Origin of the sequence: Limnoglobus roseus (genome assembly GCF_008254045.1) — a bacterium.
GTDB classification, from domain to species: domain Bacteria; phylum Planctomycetota; class Planctomycetia; order Gemmatales; family Gemmataceae; genus Limnoglobus; species Limnoglobus roseus.
In genome coordinates, this window is sequence record NZ_CP042425.1 from 3,199,264 (window position 1) to 3,218,545 (window position 19,282).

The 19,282-nt window shown below is 64.4% G+C and carries 20 protein-coding genes and 2 pseudogenes; 6 read left to right on the top strand and 16 right to left on the bottom strand.

The features are described from left to right. Window positions 1-23: 23 nt before the first annotated feature. Window positions 24-1,271, top strand: a pseudogene (locus PX52LOC_RS42490) (recombinase family protein); the annotation flags it as partial. 484 nt (window positions 1,272-1,755) lie between these two features. On the opposite strand, the gene PX52LOC_RS42495 reads toward PX52LOC_RS42490, so the two are convergent. The 3 genes from PX52LOC_RS42495 to PX52LOC_RS13480 form a co-directional block, all read right to left on the bottom strand. After that, the gene (locus tag PX52LOC_RS42495; RefSeq protein WP_246173720.1) at window positions 1,756-2,577 is read right to left on the bottom strand and encodes a hypothetical protein; all 822 of its coding nucleotides are present in this window, start codon (window positions 2,575-2,577) and stop codon (window positions 1,756-1,758) included. Next, window positions 2,468-2,965 (bottom strand): hypothetical protein, encoded by a 498-nt coding sequence (locus PX52LOC_RS13475; RefSeq protein ID WP_149110584.1) that lies wholly within the window; start codon window positions 2,963-2,965, stop codon window positions 2,468-2,470. The genes PX52LOC_RS42495 and PX52LOC_RS13475 overlap by 110 nt, the downstream gene beginning before the upstream one ends. A 133-nt stretch (window positions 2,966-3,098) precedes the next feature. Next, entirely contained in the window at window positions 3,099-3,503 is a 405-nt protein-coding gene (locus PX52LOC_RS13480) for a hypothetical protein (RefSeq protein WP_149110585.1), read from the bottom strand. A gap of 434 nt (window positions 3,504-3,937) precedes the next feature. Here PX52LOC_RS13480 and PX52LOC_RS40485 point away from each other — a divergent pair, with 434 nt between their 5' ends. Beyond that, on the top strand, window positions 3,938-4,108 hold the full coding sequence (locus PX52LOC_RS40485; protein WP_168218977.1) for a hypothetical protein: 171 nt from the start codon (window positions 3,938-3,940) through the stop codon (window positions 4,106-4,108). A 39-nt stretch (window positions 4,109-4,147) separates the two neighbouring features. Here PX52LOC_RS40485 and ispG read toward each other — a convergent pair whose 3' ends face one another. After that, window positions 4,148-5,329 (bottom strand): flavodoxin-dependent (E)-4-hydroxy-3-methylbut-2-enyl-diphosphate synthase, encoded by a 1,182-nt coding sequence (ispG, locus tag PX52LOC_RS13485; protein WP_149110586.1) that lies wholly within the window; start codon window positions 5,327-5,329, stop codon window positions 4,148-4,150. A 121-nt stretch (window positions 5,330-5,450) separates the two neighbouring features. Here ispG and PX52LOC_RS13490 point away from each other — a divergent pair, with 121 nt between their 5' ends. Further along, window positions 5,451-6,629 carry an AAA family ATPase gene (locus PX52LOC_RS13490; protein ID WP_149110587.1) on the top strand — a complete coding sequence of 393 codons (1,179 nt, stop codon included), beginning with the start codon at window positions 5,451-5,453 and terminating at the stop codon, window positions 6,627-6,629. Window positions 6,630-6,653: 24 nt separating this feature from the next. Here PX52LOC_RS13490 and PX52LOC_RS13495 read toward each other — a convergent pair whose 3' ends face one another. The 5 genes and pseudogenes from PX52LOC_RS13495 to PX52LOC_RS13510 form a co-directional block, all read right to left on the bottom strand. Next, entirely contained in the window at window positions 6,654-7,814 is a 1,161-nt protein-coding gene (locus PX52LOC_RS13495; RefSeq protein ID WP_149110588.1) for a hypothetical protein, read from the bottom strand. Window positions 7,815-7,846: 32 nt separating this feature from the next. Continuing rightward, on the bottom strand, window positions 7,847-8,068 hold the full coding sequence (locus PX52LOC_RS42500; RefSeq protein ID WP_246173721.1) for a hypothetical protein: 222 nt from the start codon (window positions 8,066-8,068) through the stop codon (window positions 7,847-7,849). Window positions 8,069-8,110: 42 nt separating this feature from the next. Then, a pseudogene (locus PX52LOC_RS43855) lies at window positions 8,111-8,251 on the bottom strand (TIGR02996 domain-containing protein); the annotation flags it as partial. 8 nt (window positions 8,252-8,259) lie between these two features. Then, entirely contained in the window at window positions 8,260-8,697 is a 438-nt protein-coding gene (locus PX52LOC_RS13505; protein ID WP_149110590.1) for an RrF2 family transcriptional regulator, read from the bottom strand. A 2-nt stretch (window positions 8,698-8,699) separates the two neighbouring features. Beyond that, complete coding sequence (locus PX52LOC_RS13510; RefSeq protein ID WP_149110591.1) at window positions 8,700-9,434, bottom strand: phosphoadenylyl-sulfate reductase; 735 nt, start codon at window positions 9,432-9,434, stop codon at window positions 8,700-8,702. Between the two features lie 285 nt (window positions 9,435-9,719). Between PX52LOC_RS13510 and PX52LOC_RS13515 the strand changes: the two genes are divergently transcribed. After that, on the top strand, window positions 9,720-10,058 hold the full coding sequence (locus tag PX52LOC_RS13515) for a hypothetical protein (protein WP_149110592.1): 339 nt from the start codon (window positions 9,720-9,722) through the stop codon (window positions 10,056-10,058). A gap of 66 nt (window positions 10,059-10,124) precedes the next feature. Here PX52LOC_RS13515 and PX52LOC_RS13520 read toward each other — a convergent pair whose 3' ends face one another. The 7 genes from PX52LOC_RS13520 to PX52LOC_RS13550 form a co-directional block, all read right to left on the bottom strand. Further along, window positions 10,125-11,972: a glycerophosphodiester phosphodiesterase family protein gene (locus tag PX52LOC_RS13520; protein ID WP_149110593.1), complete on the bottom strand. Its 1,848-nt coding sequence runs from the start codon at window positions 11,970-11,972 to the stop codon at window positions 10,125-10,127. A 105-nt stretch (window positions 11,973-12,077) separates the two neighbouring features. Continuing rightward, window positions 12,078-13,022, bottom strand: a complete 945-nt coding sequence (locus tag PX52LOC_RS13525; protein WP_149110594.1) for a N(4)-(beta-N-acetylglucosaminyl)-L-asparaginase — start codon at window positions 13,020-13,022, stop codon at window positions 12,078-12,080. Between the two features lie 88 nt (window positions 13,023-13,110). Next, a complete protein-coding gene (locus tag PX52LOC_RS13530) occupies window positions 13,111-13,581 on the bottom strand; it encodes a hypothetical protein (protein WP_149110595.1) in 471 nt (156 codons plus the stop codon). After that, a complete protein-coding gene (locus PX52LOC_RS13535; protein ID WP_149110596.1) occupies window positions 13,559-13,981 on the bottom strand; it encodes a peptidase associated/transthyretin-like domain-containing protein in 423 nt (140 codons plus the stop codon). The genes PX52LOC_RS13530 and PX52LOC_RS13535 overlap by 23 nt, the downstream gene beginning before the upstream one ends. Further along, complete coding sequence (locus tag PX52LOC_RS13540; protein ID WP_149110597.1) at window positions 13,971-15,101, bottom strand: DUF1559 domain-containing protein; 1,131 nt, start codon at window positions 15,099-15,101, stop codon at window positions 13,971-13,973. Before PX52LOC_RS13540 ends, PX52LOC_RS13535 begins: the two co-directional genes overlap by 11 nt. A gap of 119 nt (window positions 15,102-15,220) precedes the next feature. Beyond that, window positions 15,221-16,345, bottom strand: a complete 1,125-nt coding sequence (locus PX52LOC_RS13545; RefSeq protein ID WP_149110598.1) for a prenyltransferase/squalene oxidase repeat-containing protein — start codon at window positions 16,343-16,345, stop codon at window positions 15,221-15,223. A gap of 232 nt (window positions 16,346-16,577) precedes the next feature. After that, entirely contained in the window at window positions 16,578-16,904 is a 327-nt protein-coding gene (locus PX52LOC_RS13550; RefSeq protein ID WP_149110599.1) for an ArsR/SmtB family transcription factor, read from the bottom strand. 154 nt (window positions 16,905-17,058) lie between these two features. Between PX52LOC_RS13550 and PX52LOC_RS13555 the strand changes: the two genes are divergently transcribed. Together PX52LOC_RS13555 and PX52LOC_RS13560 are read left to right on the top strand one after the other, a co-directional pair. Beyond that, window positions 17,059-18,309, top strand: a complete 1,251-nt coding sequence (locus PX52LOC_RS13555) for a tagaturonate epimerase family protein (protein ID WP_149110600.1) — start codon at window positions 17,059-17,061, stop codon at window positions 18,307-18,309. Window positions 18,310-18,410: 101 nt separating this feature from the next. After that, entirely contained in the window at window positions 18,411-19,223 is an 813-nt protein-coding gene (locus PX52LOC_RS13560) for an SDR family oxidoreductase (protein WP_149110601.1), read from the top strand. Window positions 19,224-19,282: the final 59 nt, after the last annotated feature.

The window sequence follows — 19,282 nt, forward strand, 5'->3', positions numbered from 1 at the left end:
ACCGCACCCATAGGAACTGTCGCATGGACACTTTCATCGGCCCGTTTGCTTGGTACGTTCGACGTTCCGACAGTAAGTCTGACCTCGACCGCCAACGCAAACTCTTGTCTGACTGGTGCGCATCGAACACGATCACCGTCCCAGACCTGTACCGCTATGAGGACACGGGATCACGCGACCTTTCGGACAAGCGGCCCAATTTCCAACGACTCATCAAAGACGCACAAGCGAAGAGGTTCAAAACGATTCTGGTAGCATCTTTTGACCGCTTCGGCATGGAAGACACTGACGAAGCGGGCCACTATCGGCGGGTGTTGAACAAGTCGGGCGTCATCCTGTACAGCATCGAACCCGACGAAGGCGACCTTACCGCGAAGGATCAGGCCACCATCATCAAGTTGTTCTTCAAGGCCGAGGCATCCCGAATTGAACAACAGAAGAAGGGCAGTCGCAGCATTACGGGGAAGGCCAGCCAACTGCAAAAGGCCCACAGTTTCATGGGAGGAGCCGTGCCGTATGGGTACGACAAGAAGTGCGTGACCGCGACCGGGGAACTCCTCTGGACTCTCCACTATCTGACACCCGGTAAGCGGGTCGCCCACATGCCCGACGGCACCCACAGGAACTTCTTCGGTGACAAGAACAGTCACCCTGTTAAGGCCCGCTCCGACCGCGTGATTCTTGTGCCGTCCCGTGACACCACGAGGATTGACGCCATCAAGACCATGTTCGACTTGTGGACGCGGTTCGACCTTTCCATCCTGACCGTGTGCAAGCGGTTGAACGGCAGCGGGCACCGGCATTACGGCGACCTCTGGAAAGCCCATACAGTCCGGGGGATTCTGGCGAACGAGGTGTATGCCGGTTCGGTCGTTTACAACCGCCGCAAACACGGGCGATTCGCCGCGAGTGAGAACGGGCGGGAGGTTCACCATGCCTACAAGGACAAGCACACCAAGTACAAGCGTGACGTATCGAAGTGGATCGTGATACCCAACACCCACGAACCACTCATCGAGCGGAAAGCGTTCGACAAGTCCACGGCCAAGTTGACCGCGTTGGAGCGGACGAAGACAATCGCCCCCCGTCACGCCGACTTGTGGCTGCGGCGGTTCGCGTTCTGCGGCCACTGCGGACAGCAGATGCACGCACGGCACGTCGGTGGGCACCCGTACCTCATTTGTGGCGTCCGCAAACGAGAAGTCAGCATCGGGGCCACACCGACTTGCCAGTTCAACAGCGTCCGTGCTGAGGTGCTAGAGAAGCAGGTGGCCGAACACTTCCGCGATCTGTTCGCCAAGTTGAAAGACGGCGATAGGGAAACCGTCGCCAAGCTGGAAGCCAAGATCGACACCGAACTCGGGTTCTACCGTGACAAGTGGCTGAAAATGGAAGAAGAACTTGTGCCGTTGGCGGTGCGGTTCGGCCTACCTCTCGACGAAGACCGGCTCTTGATAGAGACGATCCGAGAAGCATCCCGCGACCGAGAGGAAGTGAGGCACGCGCAGGCTGAGTTCTTCTTCAGCCGCGACAATCGCATCAAGGAGGAACTGGCGACCAAGAAGGCCGAACACGTCAGCATTACAGAGAAGTGGGCGACCGCCAGCGGGCCGCAGGCACCCATTTTGAAGAAGATGTGCGACCGCCTCGAAACAGACATAGCCGATCTAGAAGGGCAAATTTTCGAGCGATGGACAGCGGACATCCGACAACGTATCGCTGCCATCGACCAATTGAAACTTTCTCTCGGCAGCATCAGCGACCGCATGAAGACCGCAGATGGCACGGCCAAGTCGGAAGCCTTGCGGGAAGTACTCGGGCGGTTGAATGTTCATTTCGCCTTGAAATCAGGGCCGAAAGCCAAGTCTCGTGTTTAACGATGCGAGTTTGTCTATTGTGACAGTTCTTCTGTTCACGCCACGGTGTGAACAGCCCCCAGAATCGGCCGTCGGGTTCCAGCAGGTTTAGCAGGTTGTCGTGGAAGAAGCCCGTCACCTTGTCCCGCTCGGCCTTGCTCGCGACGGCGGCCACATCGACCACGTCATCGCACACCAGCAAGTCGGCCCGCGCGCCGGTCGAACCCGACCCGACGCCGAAGGCGGCCACGCTCGGCCCGATCACGTCCGCCGGCCGCTCGACCGTGAAGGCATCGGCGGCCCACGGCTGCGCCGGCAGGAGGTACGGGAAGACCATTCGCAAGTATCGGTTGGCCTTGATCGCGTCGCGAAGGAACCGCGTCCGCTCGGCCGCGAGTGCGTCCGTCGAGCAGACGAGTTTCACCCGCAGGTTCGGTCGGTGGCCGAGTTCCCAGAGGATGCGGCCGCAGACTTGTGTGCTCTTGCCGTGGTCGCGGGGCAGTTCGATCAGGGCTTTGCGGTGGGCCGTCAGGAAGAGTTGCAGGTCGCGATGGAACGGGGCTTGTTGGATCGCCCGGCCGACGGGGTCGGTGAAGCAGAACTCGATGAACTCATTCGGCCCGCGCCGGCTCGCCGCGATCTGGTGTTGCAGGGCCAGCATCAGTTCCATCCGCGGGCGGAACTCGTCGGAGTTCGCGGAGCAGGGTCGTGACTTCTTCATCGGTCAATCCTCCCACGAACTCGGCCAGCGCCGCGACCGGCGGCGGCACCTTTGGCCCGCGCGTCGGCTTCGCCCGCGTCCGCGGCTTCTGTTTGAGGGCGGCGAACTTGATGAGCGCCGCGGCCGCCTCCCGGCTGGTCTTCTCGTCGTCGGACCGCAACTGCCGCCGCAGCGTCAGCACCGATTCGGCCGTGGCCTCTTGGGCCACCTGCCCCTCCGCGTCGCGGACCGCCTTCCGCCACTCGCGGGGGTACGTCCGCACCCACTCGCGGACGGTTTTCTCGGCCCGGCCGACGTCCTTCGCGATGGCGTCCCACGACGACCCGCGGACCCGCAACTCGGCCGCCCGAAGGAACAGTGTGGGGGATGGTGGTTTCGCCGCCGACATGGTGAAGCCCTCGCCGACCTCGCCCGAAGTGACAGTCGAGTGTCAGCGAAGAGTAAGCTCGAAATGAACAAATGTCAACTGCGTGGGGCTTTGTCTAGCGAATCGAAGGCTTGTACACCGAGGCGGTCGCTGGCTAGGGATTGGTGTTCGTTACAGGTGAGTCGTCATTGCCGAAGGCGGCCCAACAAGACCACATCAACAAGGCGATCGATGCTGGTATCTCGCAACATATCAGCGATAGCCCCATCGTGCCTGCGAACTCAAAGCGGGAGACGATCAGCGCAATCAGCAACGTGGCCCACAGGGAACCATTTATCGGCCCCCACCTCATGATGGCGACTGATGACGCACAGAAGAAAAGCGCCACCCAGCAGACATCAATCGCATCGTCCCAGAACGTGTATGGCGGGTGCTCCCTATGCCCGCACTGGCAGAAGTGGCGGGCGAAGCAGCCGACGTATCCGACAAAGCCGAGAAGGTAAAGGACTGTGAAGAGCGGCCCCCATCGGGCGATGCGGGGTACGTCAGGGAACCGCATGAGAATCGCTCAACCAGGTCCGACGGGGAAGCCATACCTCTACCGACCCGCGAAGGGCAAAAAAATTCCCGCCATCTTCCCACGCCGCGGCCGGCGATGCAACGGGGAGGGCAAGTTCTTCAGGAACAAGACTTGATCGAGGCAAGGCGAAGGAACTGTTATCGGATTGCAACCCGGCGATTTGGTGATTGCAGCTTCGGATCATTCTTGGCCAAAGGCGATTTTGAGCGGGGCGAGCGTATCCGAATTCAATTGCTACTGGCCCTGTCGGAGAGACAACGATATCTTGTCGTAAGGCACTAGATTCCCGAGACTTACAAGAATTCGTTTAGCGGACCACTCCGGCTTCGTGCTGTGTCCCGGTGCCTCCACTCAGGGCCACTGGCGAATGATCGCCGTGGCCCTTTTTCATTGTCCTGCCGAGGAAATGCCCTATGACCTTGAACGCCGACCAACTGCTGGCCCGCCTGTACGCCCTGCGGAAAGACTACGCCGACGACCCGGAGGACGAGACGTATCAGGCACTCCACGCGGCCTTCATGTTCATCTCGTACAACGTCGGCGCGTTCAAGGAATACGTGAAACAAGAGGCCGAAAAGAAGTGACCCGAAAGCCCCGGCACGATCGTGCCGGGGCTTTCGGACTCACGCGCTCACGACCGGCAGTTTTCGCCGGCCCAACCCCTCGGCGTCCTTCTCCTTGGGCAGCCGATGTTGGTTGGTCTTCTCCCAGTCGGCGAGTTCGACCATGAGCGCGTCGACGATCTCCTCTTCCTTCACCCGGCGGACCATCTCGCCGTTGCGGAAGATCATCCCCTGGCCGTTGCCGGCCGCGATGCCGATGTCCGCCTCGCGGGCCTCGCCGGGGCCGTTCACCACGCACCCCAGCACGCTGATCTTCACCGGCAGCCGCTTGCCGTTCAGCCGCACTTCGAGTTCCGCGATGATCTTCTCCAGGTCGATGGCCAACCGCCCGCACGTTGGGCAGGCGATCAATTCCGGGCGGCGGACGCGGCGTTGCGTGGCTTGCAGAATGTCGAACGCGGCCGCGATCTCCGGCACCGGGTCGCCGAGCAGCGAAATGCGGATCGTGTCGCCGATGCCGTCGAGCAGGATCGGGGCGAGGCCGGCCGCACTCTTCGTCACCGCGTAGGGCGGCTTGCCGGCTTCCGTGATGCCGATGTGCGTTGGGTAGTCGGCCAACTTCGCGAACAGCCGGTACGACTCGACAGCCACCAGCACGTCGCTCGATTTCAGCGACACGATGATGTCGCGGAAGCCTTCGCTCTCGCAAATCTCGATCGACCGCAGAGCGCTCTCCACGATCGCCGGCGGGCACGGGAAGCCGTACTTCTCGATCAGTTCCTTTTCCAGCGATCCCGCGTTCACGCCGATGCGGATGGGCAGCCCCTTGTCCTTCGCCTTCCGCACCACCTGCCGGAAGCGTTCTTCCGTGCCGATGTTGCCGGGGTTCAGGCGAATCTTATCCACCGGGTGGTCGAGGGCGGCCAGGGCCATCTTGTAGTCGAAGTGAATGTCGCAGATAAGGGGGATGTTGATCCGCTCCTTGATCTTCGACAACGCCCCCGCGTCCTCCGGCTTCGGCACAGTCACCCGCACGAGTTCGCACCCGGCCTCTTCGAGTGCGAGAATCTGCTTGATCGTGCCTTCCACGTCGTAGGTGTCGGTGGTGGTCATCGACTGTACGCGGACGGGCTCGTCGCCGCCGATGCCGACGCCGCCGACCTGCACCACGCGGGTCTTGTGCCGCGGCCGGCCGGGCACCTTCGGGGCGGTTTCGAGGACGCTGTAATCGAAGCGGGCCATGTTGCTCTCCGTGCCGGAATAACCGTTGTTAGTGTACGACGATCACCGAAATCGCGTCTACGCCAGCGAACCCACTGACCTCGGCGGTGTCCCTTGGCCCAACTCGCACTAGAGGCAACCCATGCCGCCGCTCTCGGATTTCACGGCCGACCACCGGCTCCTCGTCACCGCCGCGGCCCAGGCCGCCGGGTTCCGCGACCCGGTCGCGTTCGACGCTGACGACTTCGAGCACTACCTGCTCAAGAAGGCCAACCGCGGCCGATTCGTGCCGCTCGACGGGGTGTTCATTCGCGACTGGGACCCCGACTTCCGAAAGACCTGGCCGGGGATGAACTTCGGCCTCCGTCTCTACCACCTGTCCGGCATCACCTTCGTCCGCAGCTACGTCGGCTGCGCCATCAAGGAGTACGGCAGCGGCTACGACTTCCTCGTCTGCGACCGCTCCGACTACACCCGCCTCTACCGCCTCGCGAAGAAACTCCGCCGCGACGCCGCCCCTCCCAACCTGCCGCCGGTGATGGCCGCCGACGTGCAGGACAAGCTCTGGCAAAACACCATCGGCTACCTCGAACCGAAGAACCTCGCGCAGATCCGCCGGTTCGGCGGCCGGGCGAAACGCGGCCTGTTGCTGACCGGCCCGCCGGGCAACGGCAAGACGAGCGCGTGCCGGTGGATTTACCAGGAGTGCGTGCGGCGGAACTGGGACTATCGCCTGGTGACGGCCGACGACTACGCATCCGCCCGCCGCGACGACGACCCGGGCGAGGCGGTGCGGGAACTGTTCAAGGTGTCGAAGCAGGGCGTGGTCTTCTTCGACGACCTGGACATCGCCCTGCGGGACCGTGACACGGTGAAGGAGACCGACGACCAGTCGGTGTTCCTGACGTGCCTCGACGGCATCAGCGGCAACGAGGCCGTGGTGTACGTGTTCACAACGAACTGCGACATCAAGCTAATCGACCCCGCCTTCCGTCGGCCCGGCCGCATCGACCTGACGCTGCCGTTTCCGAAACCGAACGCCGACCTGCGCCGCCGGTTGGTGGAACGCTGGGACGCCGAGATTCGCGCCACGATCGGCGTCGAGTCGATCGTGGCCGACTCGGACGGCTTCAGCTTCGCGGAACTGGACGAGTTGAAGAACCTGTTGATCGTCCACTACCTGGAAACGCAGACGTGGGACTGGGACCGGGCGAAGCGGGTGTACCGCGAGAACCGGGCCGACCTGGCATCCGGCGGCAAATCGCGGCTCGTGGGCTTCGGGCTGGCGACGGTGAACGGCAACGGTCACGCAGGGAAGTGACGGCCGAGCGGCGGCCGTGAGGTTTTAATCCCGCTGATCCTCGTGGAGAAAAAGCACTTTCGGGCGAGAGAATCTCAACCGCTCGATCTCGCCCTCAGATAACCGTGTCCCTCGCAGATCGCACCAAATCAAGCCCGGCAGCACTGACGGGTCTTCCAACCGGCGTCCGGTCAGGGCCGCGGCGTTGGTCGCCTTGAGGTCGAGGGCGACCAGCCCCTGCATGTGTGCGGCCGTCACCAGTCGGGCGAGTTCGGCGTCGGTCAAGGCGACGCCGGCCAGTTGCAGATGCCGGAGTTGTGCAAAGGCCGTGTTGTCGGTCAGACTCGCGAGGGCGGGTGTGAGCTTGGCCGACCCGTTGATGCACAGGTGCCGCAACCGGGGCAACCGCATGGCCGCGAGCCAGTCCGACCCGGCCCATCCCGGCGGTCCGATGGTGTTAATCAGATTCAAGGTTGTCAGCGACGGCCATCGGTTCGCGTCGACCAGGACGGACATCGTTTCCGGGTTTAACACGGCCGCATCGACCGTGAACTTTCGCAGACGTCGGGTCGCGTCTGGTGCCGGCGGACGGGACAAGACATGCCTCGTCACTTCGGCGTCGAACAAGCTGCATTCGAGCAGTTGAGGCAGCCATTCGAGCGATGTCAGGTGCGGAACACCTTCCCCGCGTATCCGGATGTCGGCGCGGATCAAGTTCGGGAAGTGGGAGCGGGCCAGCTTCTTCGCCGATCCGACCGACGGCGTGCCCCGCACGGTCAGGCTTCGTAACGTGGGGTGGCCGCCGGGCAGCAGGCCGGGTTGCCGCGTGTCGAACGTCTGGTCGAACTCGAACGCCTCCAGCCGCGGCATTTCGTTCAACAGACCGAACACTTGGTCCGCGTGGTGGCGGACGGGCACTGTCACCCGCAGCCGCTTCAGCCCGCGAATCCATTCTGCCCCCCACAGGGCGAGCCAGGCGGCGTCATTCGTCCAACTCGTCGGCGGCGCGCATTCGATCAGCCGGGGGAAGTCGCCGCGGGCCAGCCGCGCGAACCCGTCCGCAGTGGCCGACGAGTTGAGGGTCAACTTCCCCAGGCCTGCGGTCTCCCCGGCCCCGATGACCGCCCGGACGAGGTCGTCCCCCCGGCGGTGCGCGGGCGGTCGGGATTCCTCCGACTCATACGCCGCATAATACAATTCCCGCAACTGACGGGTGGCCGGGCCGGCCAGTAAGGCGGTCAGTTGCTCGACGGAGTGGTCGAACAGGAACAGGCCGCGGGCGGCACACGTTCGGACCGCGACCTCCAGAGCAGCGGCGGGGCGGCCGGAACCTGATCCTTATCGATCTGGATGAATTCCTCGAACCCGCGGTCGGTGTGATTGAGGTACGTCAGCCCTTCCGGTAGCGCGGGGAACTTGCCGGTGCAGCCGAGACTGAGTTCGAGGAGACGCTCCTCCATGTCCGCAAAGTCGTCCCCGTGCGGGTCGGAGGCTTGCCGGCATTGAAGGCGGATGTACTCCGCGCGAAGTGGCTCGCCGTTCTCCTCGAGCCAGTCTGCGTAGACCAACCGAGGCAGGTCATCATCCGCGTGGTTTACGACCGCAGCATAGAGTCCGGGATGAGTTACCGGGTTTAGACGCATACACAGAATCAGATCACGTATTGCAAGCCTTGCCCCGCTTGGGCCAGTGCGGCGAGGGTCGTGTTCTCCAGAATCTCCTGCCGACTCTGCATGATCTTCGCCCACACGTCGCGGAGGGCGACGGCCAGTTGCGACGCACTGCCGTCGGTGCGGCCGGTCGGCCGGTTGCCGTTGGTGGACGGCTCGGCCCGGTCGATCACGTCGAGGATGTTCGCCAGCGTGATCTGTTCCGGCGAGCGGGCGAGGTGGTAGCCGCCGGCCGCCCCGCGGGTGCTGGACACGAGGCCCGCACCCTTGAGTTGGAGCAAAATCTGCACGAGGAACCGCTGCGGGATGCCGTGGGTTTCGGTGATGTCCACGAGCCGCACCGGCCGCGGGTCGCCGAACCGGACGGCAAGTTCCAGCATGGCCAGGCAGGCGTACTCGGCTTTCGCGGAAAACTGCATGGTTAGATGCCCGCCCCGTCTTTGACTTCGATCACGTGCAGGCCGCACTCTTTCTTGACCTTGCCCGCCCACCGGCCGGCCCGCTCGTCCTCGCCGGCCGACACCGCCCGCGTGCACGGCCAGCAGCCGATACTCGGGTAGTCCTGGTCGTGCAACGGGTTGTACGGCACGTCATTCTTGGCGATGAAGCCCCAGACGTCCTTCTTCGTCCAGTTGAGCAGCGGGTTCACCTTCACGACGTTGAACTTCGCGTCCCACTGCACCACGCTCGCGTTCGCGGCCCGGTTCTCGGTCTGGTCCTTGCGGATGGCCGAAATCCAGGCGAGAGGGTTGTAGTGGGCCATTGCCTTCCGCAGTGGCAGCACCTTGCGGTCGTAGCAGCACTGGTCCGGGCGGCCGGTGTAGAGTGGCCCGCCGTGCTCGGCCTCGTACTGCGCGACGGTTAGCTCTGGCCGGATGTAAACCACCTCGATGCCGTAACGGTCCTTGATCCGTTCACGCAAGTCCAGGGTTTCCTGGAACTGGTAGCCGGTGTCGAGGTTAATGACCGTAACCGCCGGTTCGATTTCGGCCAGCATGTGCAGAATGCAACACCCTTCCGCTCCGAAGGCCGTGGCCATGAGGAGGCGAGGGTGGAACTGCTTCACCGCCCACCGGAGCACGTCCTGGGGTGAAGCGCCCGCAAGTTGTTGAGAAGCCAGGGCAATGGCTTCGTTCGACATCCGATCCTGAGACATAGATGCCTCGACTCCCGTGAGTACAGAGTAACTTTATCGGCATTCTAAACATTCTGTCAAGAGGGGCGTTCCATCCTATGCCCCGAGTTGTTCCAACAGATGCAAGGAGTGAAAAGACTTGCGACGATCTGCGAAGAATTGTCAGCAACCTGAGGCTCGCCGATTTTCCTGGAACAGAAATGGCATCCCGATTGCAGAGATTCTAAGCGTTAAAAATTCTTCGTTGGCGAGTTGTCCGTCCCTCCTTCGCCAACACGACTCCACAATTCAACAAGAGGTGACATCATGAAACGCACCATCCTGGCCGGTGTTCTGGCACTCACGGCCTTTGTGGCCACCAGCGGCAAGAGTGACGCTCAGATCATCACGGCCGGCTTCGCAACGCCGTACAGTGGGTATTACAACAGCGGCTACAACGGGGGCTATTATCCCTCGACCTACGGGTACAACTACGGCTACAACAGCGGCTTCTCGTTCAACATCGGTACGGGCTACAGTCCCTACTACGGCTCGTCGTATTACCGCCCCTACTACGGGAGCGCGTTCGTCGGCCCGCGCTACTACGGCGGGAACTACTACGGCGGCTACCGGGGTGGCTATCGCGGCTACCGGGGTCATCGGTAAGTGGGATCGGCAAAAAGTGGGAAGGGCGGTTCCTCGAACCGCCCTTCTTTCGTTTGACGGGATGGCCTACTTCAACTGGTTCCGCAGCCACGCCGGGCGATCGGTGGTGATGCCCTCGACGTAGGGGGCCAGACGTTTCGCCACGGCAGCATCGTTGACCGTCCACACGTACAGCTTCAGCCCGGCGTCCTTCACCTTCTTGGCGAACGTGGCGTCCAGGCTCTCTTCGCCCGACAGGTCCAAGCCGTCGGCGTTCACCGACTTCGCTTTCTCGATCAGTTCCTCGGCGGTGGGCGGTTGCTTGCCCTTCGCCGGCTTCAAACTCGCGAGCCAGTAGGCCGGCACGTCCGGGCGGGCCTTTTTGACGGCCGCGATCACGTTGGCGTTGAAGGCGATCACCGGCGTCTGCTCCGGCTTCAGGCCCGATGCCTTCAGCAAGCGGTCCAACTCGGGCACGATCTCGGGGCCGCACTTCACCTCGACGTACACCTTCTTGCCGGGGGCGACGGTGGCGAGCATTTCCTCAAGCGTGGGCAACTTCTCGCCCGTGAACTTCTCCCCCTTCCACTTGCCCACGTCAAGGGCGTGTAACTCGGCGAGGGTGTGGTCGGCGACCTTGAGATCCACGCCGGCGACCCGCTTCGTGGTGGCGTCGTGGATGACGACCGCCTTGCCGTCCTTCGTCAGATAGGTGTCCAACTCCGAGGCGTCGGCATTCTGCTCCCAGGCGAGCTTCATGGCCGCGACGGTGTTCTCCGGCGCGTCGAAGGACGCCCCGCGGTGGCCGATGATTTCGGGCATCTTCACTCCGGTCGTGGCAGTGGTGACGGCGAACGCCAGCGGCTTCGCGGCCTCGGGGCTAGCCGTGAGGAAGTCTTCGCCCACCAGGCTGGCCACAGTCGCAGCGATCTGATTCTGCGTCGTGAGAACGCCTTCCCGCTCGCCGGCGGCCGGCACGCCGACGCCCATCGCGGCCATCCAAATGAACTCCGCCCCCGTCACGCCCTTGCCGTGGTCGGTCCAGTCCACGCGGGTCTTGCCGCGGCCGTGGTCGGTCGTAATGAGCAGCGCGGTCTTGTCCTTGTACTGCGGGTCGCGTTGCAGGTCCGCCCAGAACTCGGCCAGGAACTTGTCCGCCTTGTGGGCGGCGTCCAGATACAGGTCGTACCGCCGGCCGTGCGCCCACTCGTCCGTCTCGCCCAGGGCGATGTACAGCACGCGGGGCTTCCGCCGCTCGATCGCCGAGTGGGCCGCGCCGAAGGTGAAGACGTCGTAGGCGTTGTCCGGCCAGTAGCGGGGCAACATCTCCATCGCCTCGTTCAAGGTCTTCTCGCGGTCGGTCAGTTTCTCGGCCTTGATCGGCTTCCACCCGACGTGGACCGGTACGCCGCTCGTCTGTGTGCGGAAGATCGAGTCGAAAACGTCCCAGGTGCCGACGACCTCGACCTTGCCCTGGAAGCCGGGCCGCTTGTTGAGATACTCGAACACGGAGAGGTTCGGGTTCTCGCGCTTGCCGTTCGAGTTGATCCGCGGGTCGGCCACGCCGCAGAAGAGTTCGCTGTAGCCGGGGTAGGAGAACTTGAGGCCGTTAGTGCTGGTGGCGAGCGACTTGCGGGTCGAGTTGCCGAAGATTTGGCCCTGCTTGGCGATGGTGCCCCAGAAGAACGGCATCAGCGCCTCGCGGCGGGCGGCCGTCGTGTCACGCCAGTATCGCTTCTTCAACCCGGGTCCGTCCTTCGCGCCGCCGAGCTTGTCGTCGACGAGGGTTTCGTCGGCCCCTTCGAAGAAGTCCTGCCAGCGGAAGCCGTCGAGCGTGACGACGACGACGTTCTCGGCTTTCGCAGAGTCGGCGGCCGGGAGTGCGGCAGCGAAGGTTAGTAGGAATAGGAGCGAGGCGAAGAGTCGGCGTGTCATGGTGGCGTTTTAGTCTTTGGTTTTCGGCCCCGGATGGGGCCGCGGAGTGTAGCCACGGGTGGAGCGAAGCGCAACCCGTGGAGGAAGCCTGCCGCCCTCAGGCGATCACATCGTCGCGGGGACTTCCTTCGCCGTCACCATCTCGACCTTGCCGGCCTTGCCGACGGCGTACTGGAAGTTTGTCCGCGGCGTGCAGGCGGCCCCGATGTCGCCCTTCGGGCTCATCGCCAGGAAGGCAACGCTCGCGGTGTGGACGCCCCGGCGGGCGGCGGCGGCGTGGACACGTTTGCACGCCAGCTCGCACGCCTCTTGCGGCGTCTTGCCGCCGCGCATCTGCTCGACGATGAACAGGCTGCCGCCGATGCGGATGATCTCTTCGCCGACGCCGGTCGCGCCGGCCGCCCCGGCTTGATCGTCCACGTAGAGGCCGGCCCCGATGATCGGCGAATCGCCCACCCGGCCGGGCAGTTTGTACGCCAGCCCGGAAGTGGTGCAGACGCCGCCGAGGTGGCCGGTCTTGTCCAGGCCGATCACGGTCACGGTGTCGTGGTTGTTCTCGCCGATCGGCATGGCGTCGGCCCGGAAGTCGTCCGGGCTGTTAATCTGCGTCTTCTCGCCGGGGGCCTTCTTCGCCTTGTCCGGGTGGTTCTTGAACCACTCCTGAATCGCCTCGGCCGTGTGCGGCATCTCCAGCGGAAAGCCTTGTTGCAGGGCGAACCACTTCGCCCCTTCGCCGACGAGCAAGATGTGCGGCGTCTTCTCCATCACCCGGCGGGCGACGGCGGCCGCACTACGGATGTGCTCCAACCCGGCCACGGCCCCGCACGACAGCGTTTGGCCGTCCATGACGCACGAGTCGAGTGTCAGCCGGCCGATGCGGTCGGGGATGCTGCCGAAGCCGACGGAGCGAACGCTGAGGTCGTTCTCGACGACCTGTGCCCCCGCGATGACGGCGTCGAGCGCCGGGCGGCCGGCCTGGAGTTGCTTCCCCGCCTCGTCGGCCGCGAGTTTCCCGAACGGCCACGTCGCAATCACAATCGGCTCGGCCATGTCGATGTCCCCGGTGACGGGAGAGTGGGGATATGGTATCAAGCCGGCCCGCGGGCGGACGAGAAAGGTGGATGAAACCGCTCGCCACTCAGTTGTGCCGCCGCGGCGTGGACCAGCCCTTGCTGGCGACCGTGGCCTGAAGTGTGATCGTGTTCGGGCCGGGGGCGACGGTCGCCGTGATTCGCTTCGCAGCGGGGTCCATGTAGAACCCGCTGAGGCGGTCGTGAATGGTCATGTCGCCGCACGGGTCGAACGGGACCGACGTGTTCAGCCAGAAGACCGTGACGACGTAGTCGCCGACCGGCGCGCCGTCACCGTGGGTGTAAGTGGTCAGACGGAACGAACCGTCGGCGGCCGTATTGGCGACCGGAAACACTCCCAAGGACCGGCCCTGGGAGTGGAACGCGATTTGCGCGTCCGCGGCCGGCTGCCCGTTGATGAGCAGCCGGCCCTCGACTGGGTACGTCGTCAGTCGCGACGGGCCTCCATCTCCGCAACCCGCCAGAGCAAGGAGCAGCACCACGACGGCGGTTCGACTAATCGAGTTTGAACGGCTCAAGTTGGTTCTCGCCCTTCTGGACCGTGACCGCCTTGCCCGACGCCACGTCGGCGTACTTGCCCTTCCAGGCGTCGATGTCGGTGTCGCGGCCGGCCTTATCGGCCCCCGCCACCATCAACTCGAACGTCACCGTGTAGTCGCCCGGCGGGGCCCCGTCGTTGGGGGCCGCGGTGTTCAGCGTGAACTGCCCCTCCTTGTTCGTCACCCCGTTGGGGACGAACTTCACGGCTCCCATGTCGAACTTGGGGTGGAACTTCACCGTAACCCCGACAGCCGGCTTGCCCTTGAACATCACGGTGCCACTCACCGGGGCGGTGCGGGGGGCCGAGATGCCCCCCCCGCCGCACCCGGCCGCGACCGCACAGGCCAGGGCGACCAAGACGCTTCGACTAGTAGTCACCGAGCACCTCGCCGCCGTTGCGGCTGCCGAGCGCCCGGTAAGTGGTCATGTCGATCGTCTGGCGGATGAACCGCGTGCTCCCGTCGGCGAGCACGAAGTTGCACCCGCCGGTGTGCGTACTGCGGTAAGCGTGAAGCGGACCCGTGGTGAGGATCGTGTTCAACGTGGGCGTGTCGGTGATCGTTCGGGCGTAGTACGGGCCGGAGATCGTGTTCATCGGCGCGGTGGTCCGGCCCTCGCTGTAGTAGTCGCCGCCGCTCCCCCCCCACGCGACCGGGCCGCCGGATTCGACCGCCGTGGTGCCGACGGACACGCTGTTCACCATCGTCGTGGTGTACCCCTTGAGAATGTTGTGCATGTCCCCGGCGGCGATCGTGTTGGACAGCCCGTCGGTGACGCTGGCGAAGTTGATCCGGTACGAGTTCTCGGACTGCCACGCGCTGGTGTCGCCGGCGGCCCGCTTGGCCGCCAGCGCGGTCGCCAGTGCCTGACCGGCGGCGAAATCCAGGCCGGCGTCCATCTTCGAGATGAACAGCCCGTCGGAGGGCGTGGCCCCGTTCGTCGCCGCCCCGGGTTTGAAGATGTCGCCAGCCACGGGGCCGTCGCGGTAGGTGCTGTTGCCGCGGCAGTACCCGTAGCTCGCGTAGTCGGCGAACACCGGGCTGATGGGCGGCGGTGCCGACGGGCAGAGGAAGACGCTCAAGGGGCCGGTTTGGGTCGTGATCTGGAGGTTGGTCAGGCCGCCGTTCGGATTGGCGGTGGCGGAGTTCCCGCCGACCGGGAGGTAGAACTGCTTTTGCACGTTGCCTTGCTCGACGTACGGCAGCAGTTCGAAGGCCACCGGGTAGTGGCGGAAGCGGAACCAGATGTTCTGCATGCCCGGGTTGGTGTCATCGATGCCCCCGCCGCAGAAGCTCATGTTCGGGACCGTCTGCTGCGCGTCGTGGAACCCGTGGACGGCGAGGCCGATCTGCTTCAGGTTGTTGCTGCACTTGGCGCGGGCGGCGGCCTCGCGGACCTTCTGGACGGCCGGCAGGAGCAGGCCGATGAGGATGGCAATGATGGCGATGACGACGAGTAGCTCGATCAGCGTGAACCCGCGGCGGATGCGAATCGCCATGAGATCTTCCTTTCAGCAAGGGTGGGGAATCAACAGGTGTGAGAGGTTTTCGGGCGGGGCAGCGTTCCCGAAACCGCGGACATTAACCGCGGCTTCGGGAACGGAGTGTCATCGGGATGTCACTTCGCCTTCGGCTTCGTGTAGCTGAGGGCGATGAGGGCGTAGCCGACGTCGAGGTTGGGATCGCTTTCCATCCAGACGGGGAAGTCACTGCTCCAACTACCGTCGCGCTTCTGGCGGTTGGCCAGAGCGCGGGTGATCTCGGCCCGCCAGTCGTGAACCTTGCCGTTGGCGTCGGTCACTTCATCGAGGCCGAGCGTGGTGAAGCAGCGGGCCATCGACACGAGATAGTAGTAGTAGCCCTGCCCGCCGGCCCCTTCCTGGCGGCCGGGGTTGATGTCCACCGAGTAGTTCTTGGCGATCCACTCCATCGCTTTCTTGTGCCGCGGATCGTCCTTGCTCACGCCGCAGAGGGCGAGGCACTTGAGGCCGGCGTAGGTCATGCTGCCGTAGCCGGGCCGGGCCGCGTCGCCGGTGCCGGCCACGTAGATGAAACTGCCGTCGTTGATCTTGTCGGCCCAGGGTTGGTCGTTGAACTCGCCCTTCAAGTTCTGCATCCGGCTGACGAACACGACAGCCTTCTTGAAGGCCACGTCGTCCTTCGGCGTGCCGGCCGCGACGAGGGCGTCGAGCGCGAAGTGCGTGTTGGAGATGTCGCCGCGGGCACCGGGGCCGTAGCCGAAGCCGCCGAAGTTCACATCCGTCTGCGGTTTCGCGTCGTCGGCTCCGACTTGCCCCTTCTTGAAGTACGCCGCGGCGGCGGCGACGGTCGGGTCGTACTTCTTGTCGCCGGACGCCTTGAATGCTTGCAGGTTCGTGGCGGTCATGTAGAACTTGTGCCGGACGGCGTCCCCTTCACCGGCGAGGCTGCCGTCCTTCGCGTTCACGAACCCCTCGACGAATTTCAGCCCCTTGGCGGCCATCGGGTCGGTCGCCGTGACCTTACCGCTCTTGAACAGCCCTTGCAGGACGACGCCGGTGATGCCGACGTGCGTCGGCTTGCTCCAACTGCCGTCCTCGGCCTGCGTGGTTTTCAGGTAGCCGACGGCCGCGTCGGCGACCTCGTCCCACGACTTCGCCTTCGGGCCGCCGCCTTTTTTCTCCTGTGCCGTCGTCAGGCCGGTGCCGAAGGCGAGGGCCAACGTCAACACCGTGGCCCCGGTCAGGGGTCGCAGATACTTCATCGCACATTCTCACTGGGAGGAATCGGTCGGAGGCGACCGGATAAGCACGTGCGATGCCGTTCGCGGACGGGGGCATTTCCCGTGGAAAACGCGGCATTCAGGCGCGAGCGAAGGGCGTGAAATGGCCAGCGGAGGCCCACCCGTGAACACGAAATGACCGGATGCCAGGAAATTGTCGGCCCTGTCCGGGGCCGAAAGGCATTCGCCGACGAGGCGGCGGGATAGGATCGTCTTACTTCTCCGGCGGCAGGACGATTTGGCAGCAACCGAGGTTCAGCGCCTCCTTCGCGACGCCGGCCTCGGTGATCTCCTTCAGTACGCCGTCGGTGAGCGAATAGAGCACGAACCGACCGCGTTTTTCGCCGGTGATGAGGCCGGCCGTCTTCAGGACCGTGAGGTGGTGCGAGACGTTCAGGGGCGGGATTTTCAGGGCTTCGATGATCTGCGTGACGTTCCGCTCGCCGTCGGTCAAGAGCCGGACGATTTTCAGGCGCTCTGGGGCGGCCAGGGCCGACAGCAACACCGCACACCGCGTCGGTTCCAGAGGGTCTTTCGCCATGAACCTATCTCCAACTCGGAACGCCAACCGATCCCGAGATTAGTTTAGCACCTTCGGACGACTTTTCCGAAGGTGTCCGCCGCGGCCGCCAGGGGGATTTTTCGCCCCCACCCGATACAACGAGCACACTCTTTCTCTCGAAGGGTTCGATGTCATGCTGACTCTCGCGAAGTACTCTGTCGGCGTCGGGGACCGGTTCGTCCACCAGGCGAAGGCCCAACTCGAAGCCTGCCGGATGGCGGCCGCGCACGGCGTGGACGTGATCCCGGTCTGGAACAAGTCGAACCGCGAGCACACGATCATCGGCACCGAACCGGCCACCACCCGCACGGCCGCCGACGCCGCCGTCAAGGCGTTGGGCTGGAAGAAGCCGTACCACGTGGACGCCGACCACATCCGGCTGGAAACCGTGGACCGCTTCCTCGCGCCGTGCGACTTCTTCACCATCGACGTGGCCGACTCCATCGGTCAGCCGGCCGACCCCGCCGCGGTGAAAGCGTTCGCCGACCGGCACGCGAAGCTGACGGGCCAAGTCGCCATCCCCGGCATCGACGCCCCGTTCACCATCGGGCGGGCCGACGTGGAGCGGATCGCCGGCAAGTACCTGAAGGCCGTGCAGGACGCCGGGGCGATCTACCGCAAGATCGCGGCCGCGAAGGGCGAGGGGAACTTCATCACCGAAGTCTCGATGGACGAAACCGACAGCCCGCAGACGCCGCCGGAACTGCTGCTCATCCTCGCGGCTCTCGCCGACGAGAAGGTGCCGGTGCAGACGATCGCGCCGAAGTTCACCGGCCGATTCAACAAGGGCGTCGATTACGTCGGTGACCTGCACCAGTTCGACAAGGAATTCCGCGAAGACTTGGCCGTGATCGCGTTCGCGGTGAAGGAGTTTGGCCTGCCGGCGAACCTGAAACTGAGCGTCCACTCGGGCAGCGACAAGTTCACGATCTACCTGCCGATGCGGTTGGCCATCCACGAGTTCGACGCCGGGGTGCACCTGAAGACGGCCGGCACGACGTGGCTGGAAGAAGTCATCGGCCTCGCCGAGTCCGACGGCGACGGGTTGGAGTTGGCGAAGGAGATTTACGCGAAGGCGCTGAAGAAGAAGGACGAGTTGTGCGCCCCCTACGCCACGGTCATCGACATCGACGAGACGAAGTTGCCGACGCTGGAGCGGGTCGGCGACTGGGGGCCGGAGCAGTTCGTCGCGGCTCTGCAACACGTCCCGACGCACCCGGCCTTCAACCCGCACTTCCGGCAACTGCTGCACGTCGGCTTCAAGGTCGCTGCCCAGATGGGCGACCGCTATCTGAACATGCTGAAGACATGCGAGGAAGAGATTTCGAAGAACGTGACCCTGAACCTCTACGACCGGCACCTGAAGCCGCTATTTCTGGGATGAAGAGGTGAACGGGTGACGCGGTGAAGGGGTGACAAAACCCTTCTGTCTTTTCACTCGTTCACCCCTTCGCCCGTTCACCCCTTCATCCCCAAGGCTCTCCCATGCCCTCCGACCTGTTCAACCTCGAATCTGAAGTCGCCGCCGTGTTCGGCGGGACCGGCGTCCTCGGCGGCGCGATGGCCGACGCCCTTGCGGCGGCCGGGGCCAAAGTCGCCATCATCGGCCGCAGCGAGGAGCGCGGCAAGGAAGCCGTGAAGCGGATCGAAGCCGCCGGCGGGACGGCGTTCTTCGTGGCGGCCGACGCGATGAGCCGCGATTCTATCACCGCGGCCCGCGACGCGATTCAGAAGAAGTGGGGGACAGTTACCGTCCTCGTCAACGGGGCCGGCGGGAACAAGCCGGAGGCGACCGTGCCGCCCGGCGGCGACTTCTGCAAGTTGCCGATCGACGGCTGGTCGGCAGTGTTCGACCTGAACCTCGTCGGCGGCACGCTGCTGCCGTGCCAGGTCTTCGGCGAATCCATGCTCGCGGCGGGGAAGGGGAGCATCATCAACATCGCGTCGATCGCGTCCATCTTGCCACTGTCGCGGGTCGTGGCCTACTCGGCGTCGAAGGCGGCCGTGCTGAACTTGACGCAATGGCTGGCCCGCGAGTGGGCGACGAAGGGGGTGCGGGTGAACGCGATCACTCCCGGCTTCTTCCCGGCCGAACAGAACCGCAAACTGCTCCTGAAGGAAGACGGCACGTACACCGAGCGCGGCCAGTCGATCATCGGCCACACGCCGATGGGCCGGTTCGGCGAGTCGAAGGAATTGGCCGGCGCGACCGTTTGGCTGGCGTCGCCGAAGGCGGCGTCGTTCGTTACCGGCCAGAACATTGTCGTGGACGGCGGCTTCTCGTCGGTGACGATCTGACGTGCGGGAACGGAGAAGGGGCCGGGAGTCGTTTCACGACTCCCGGCCCCTTCTCCGTT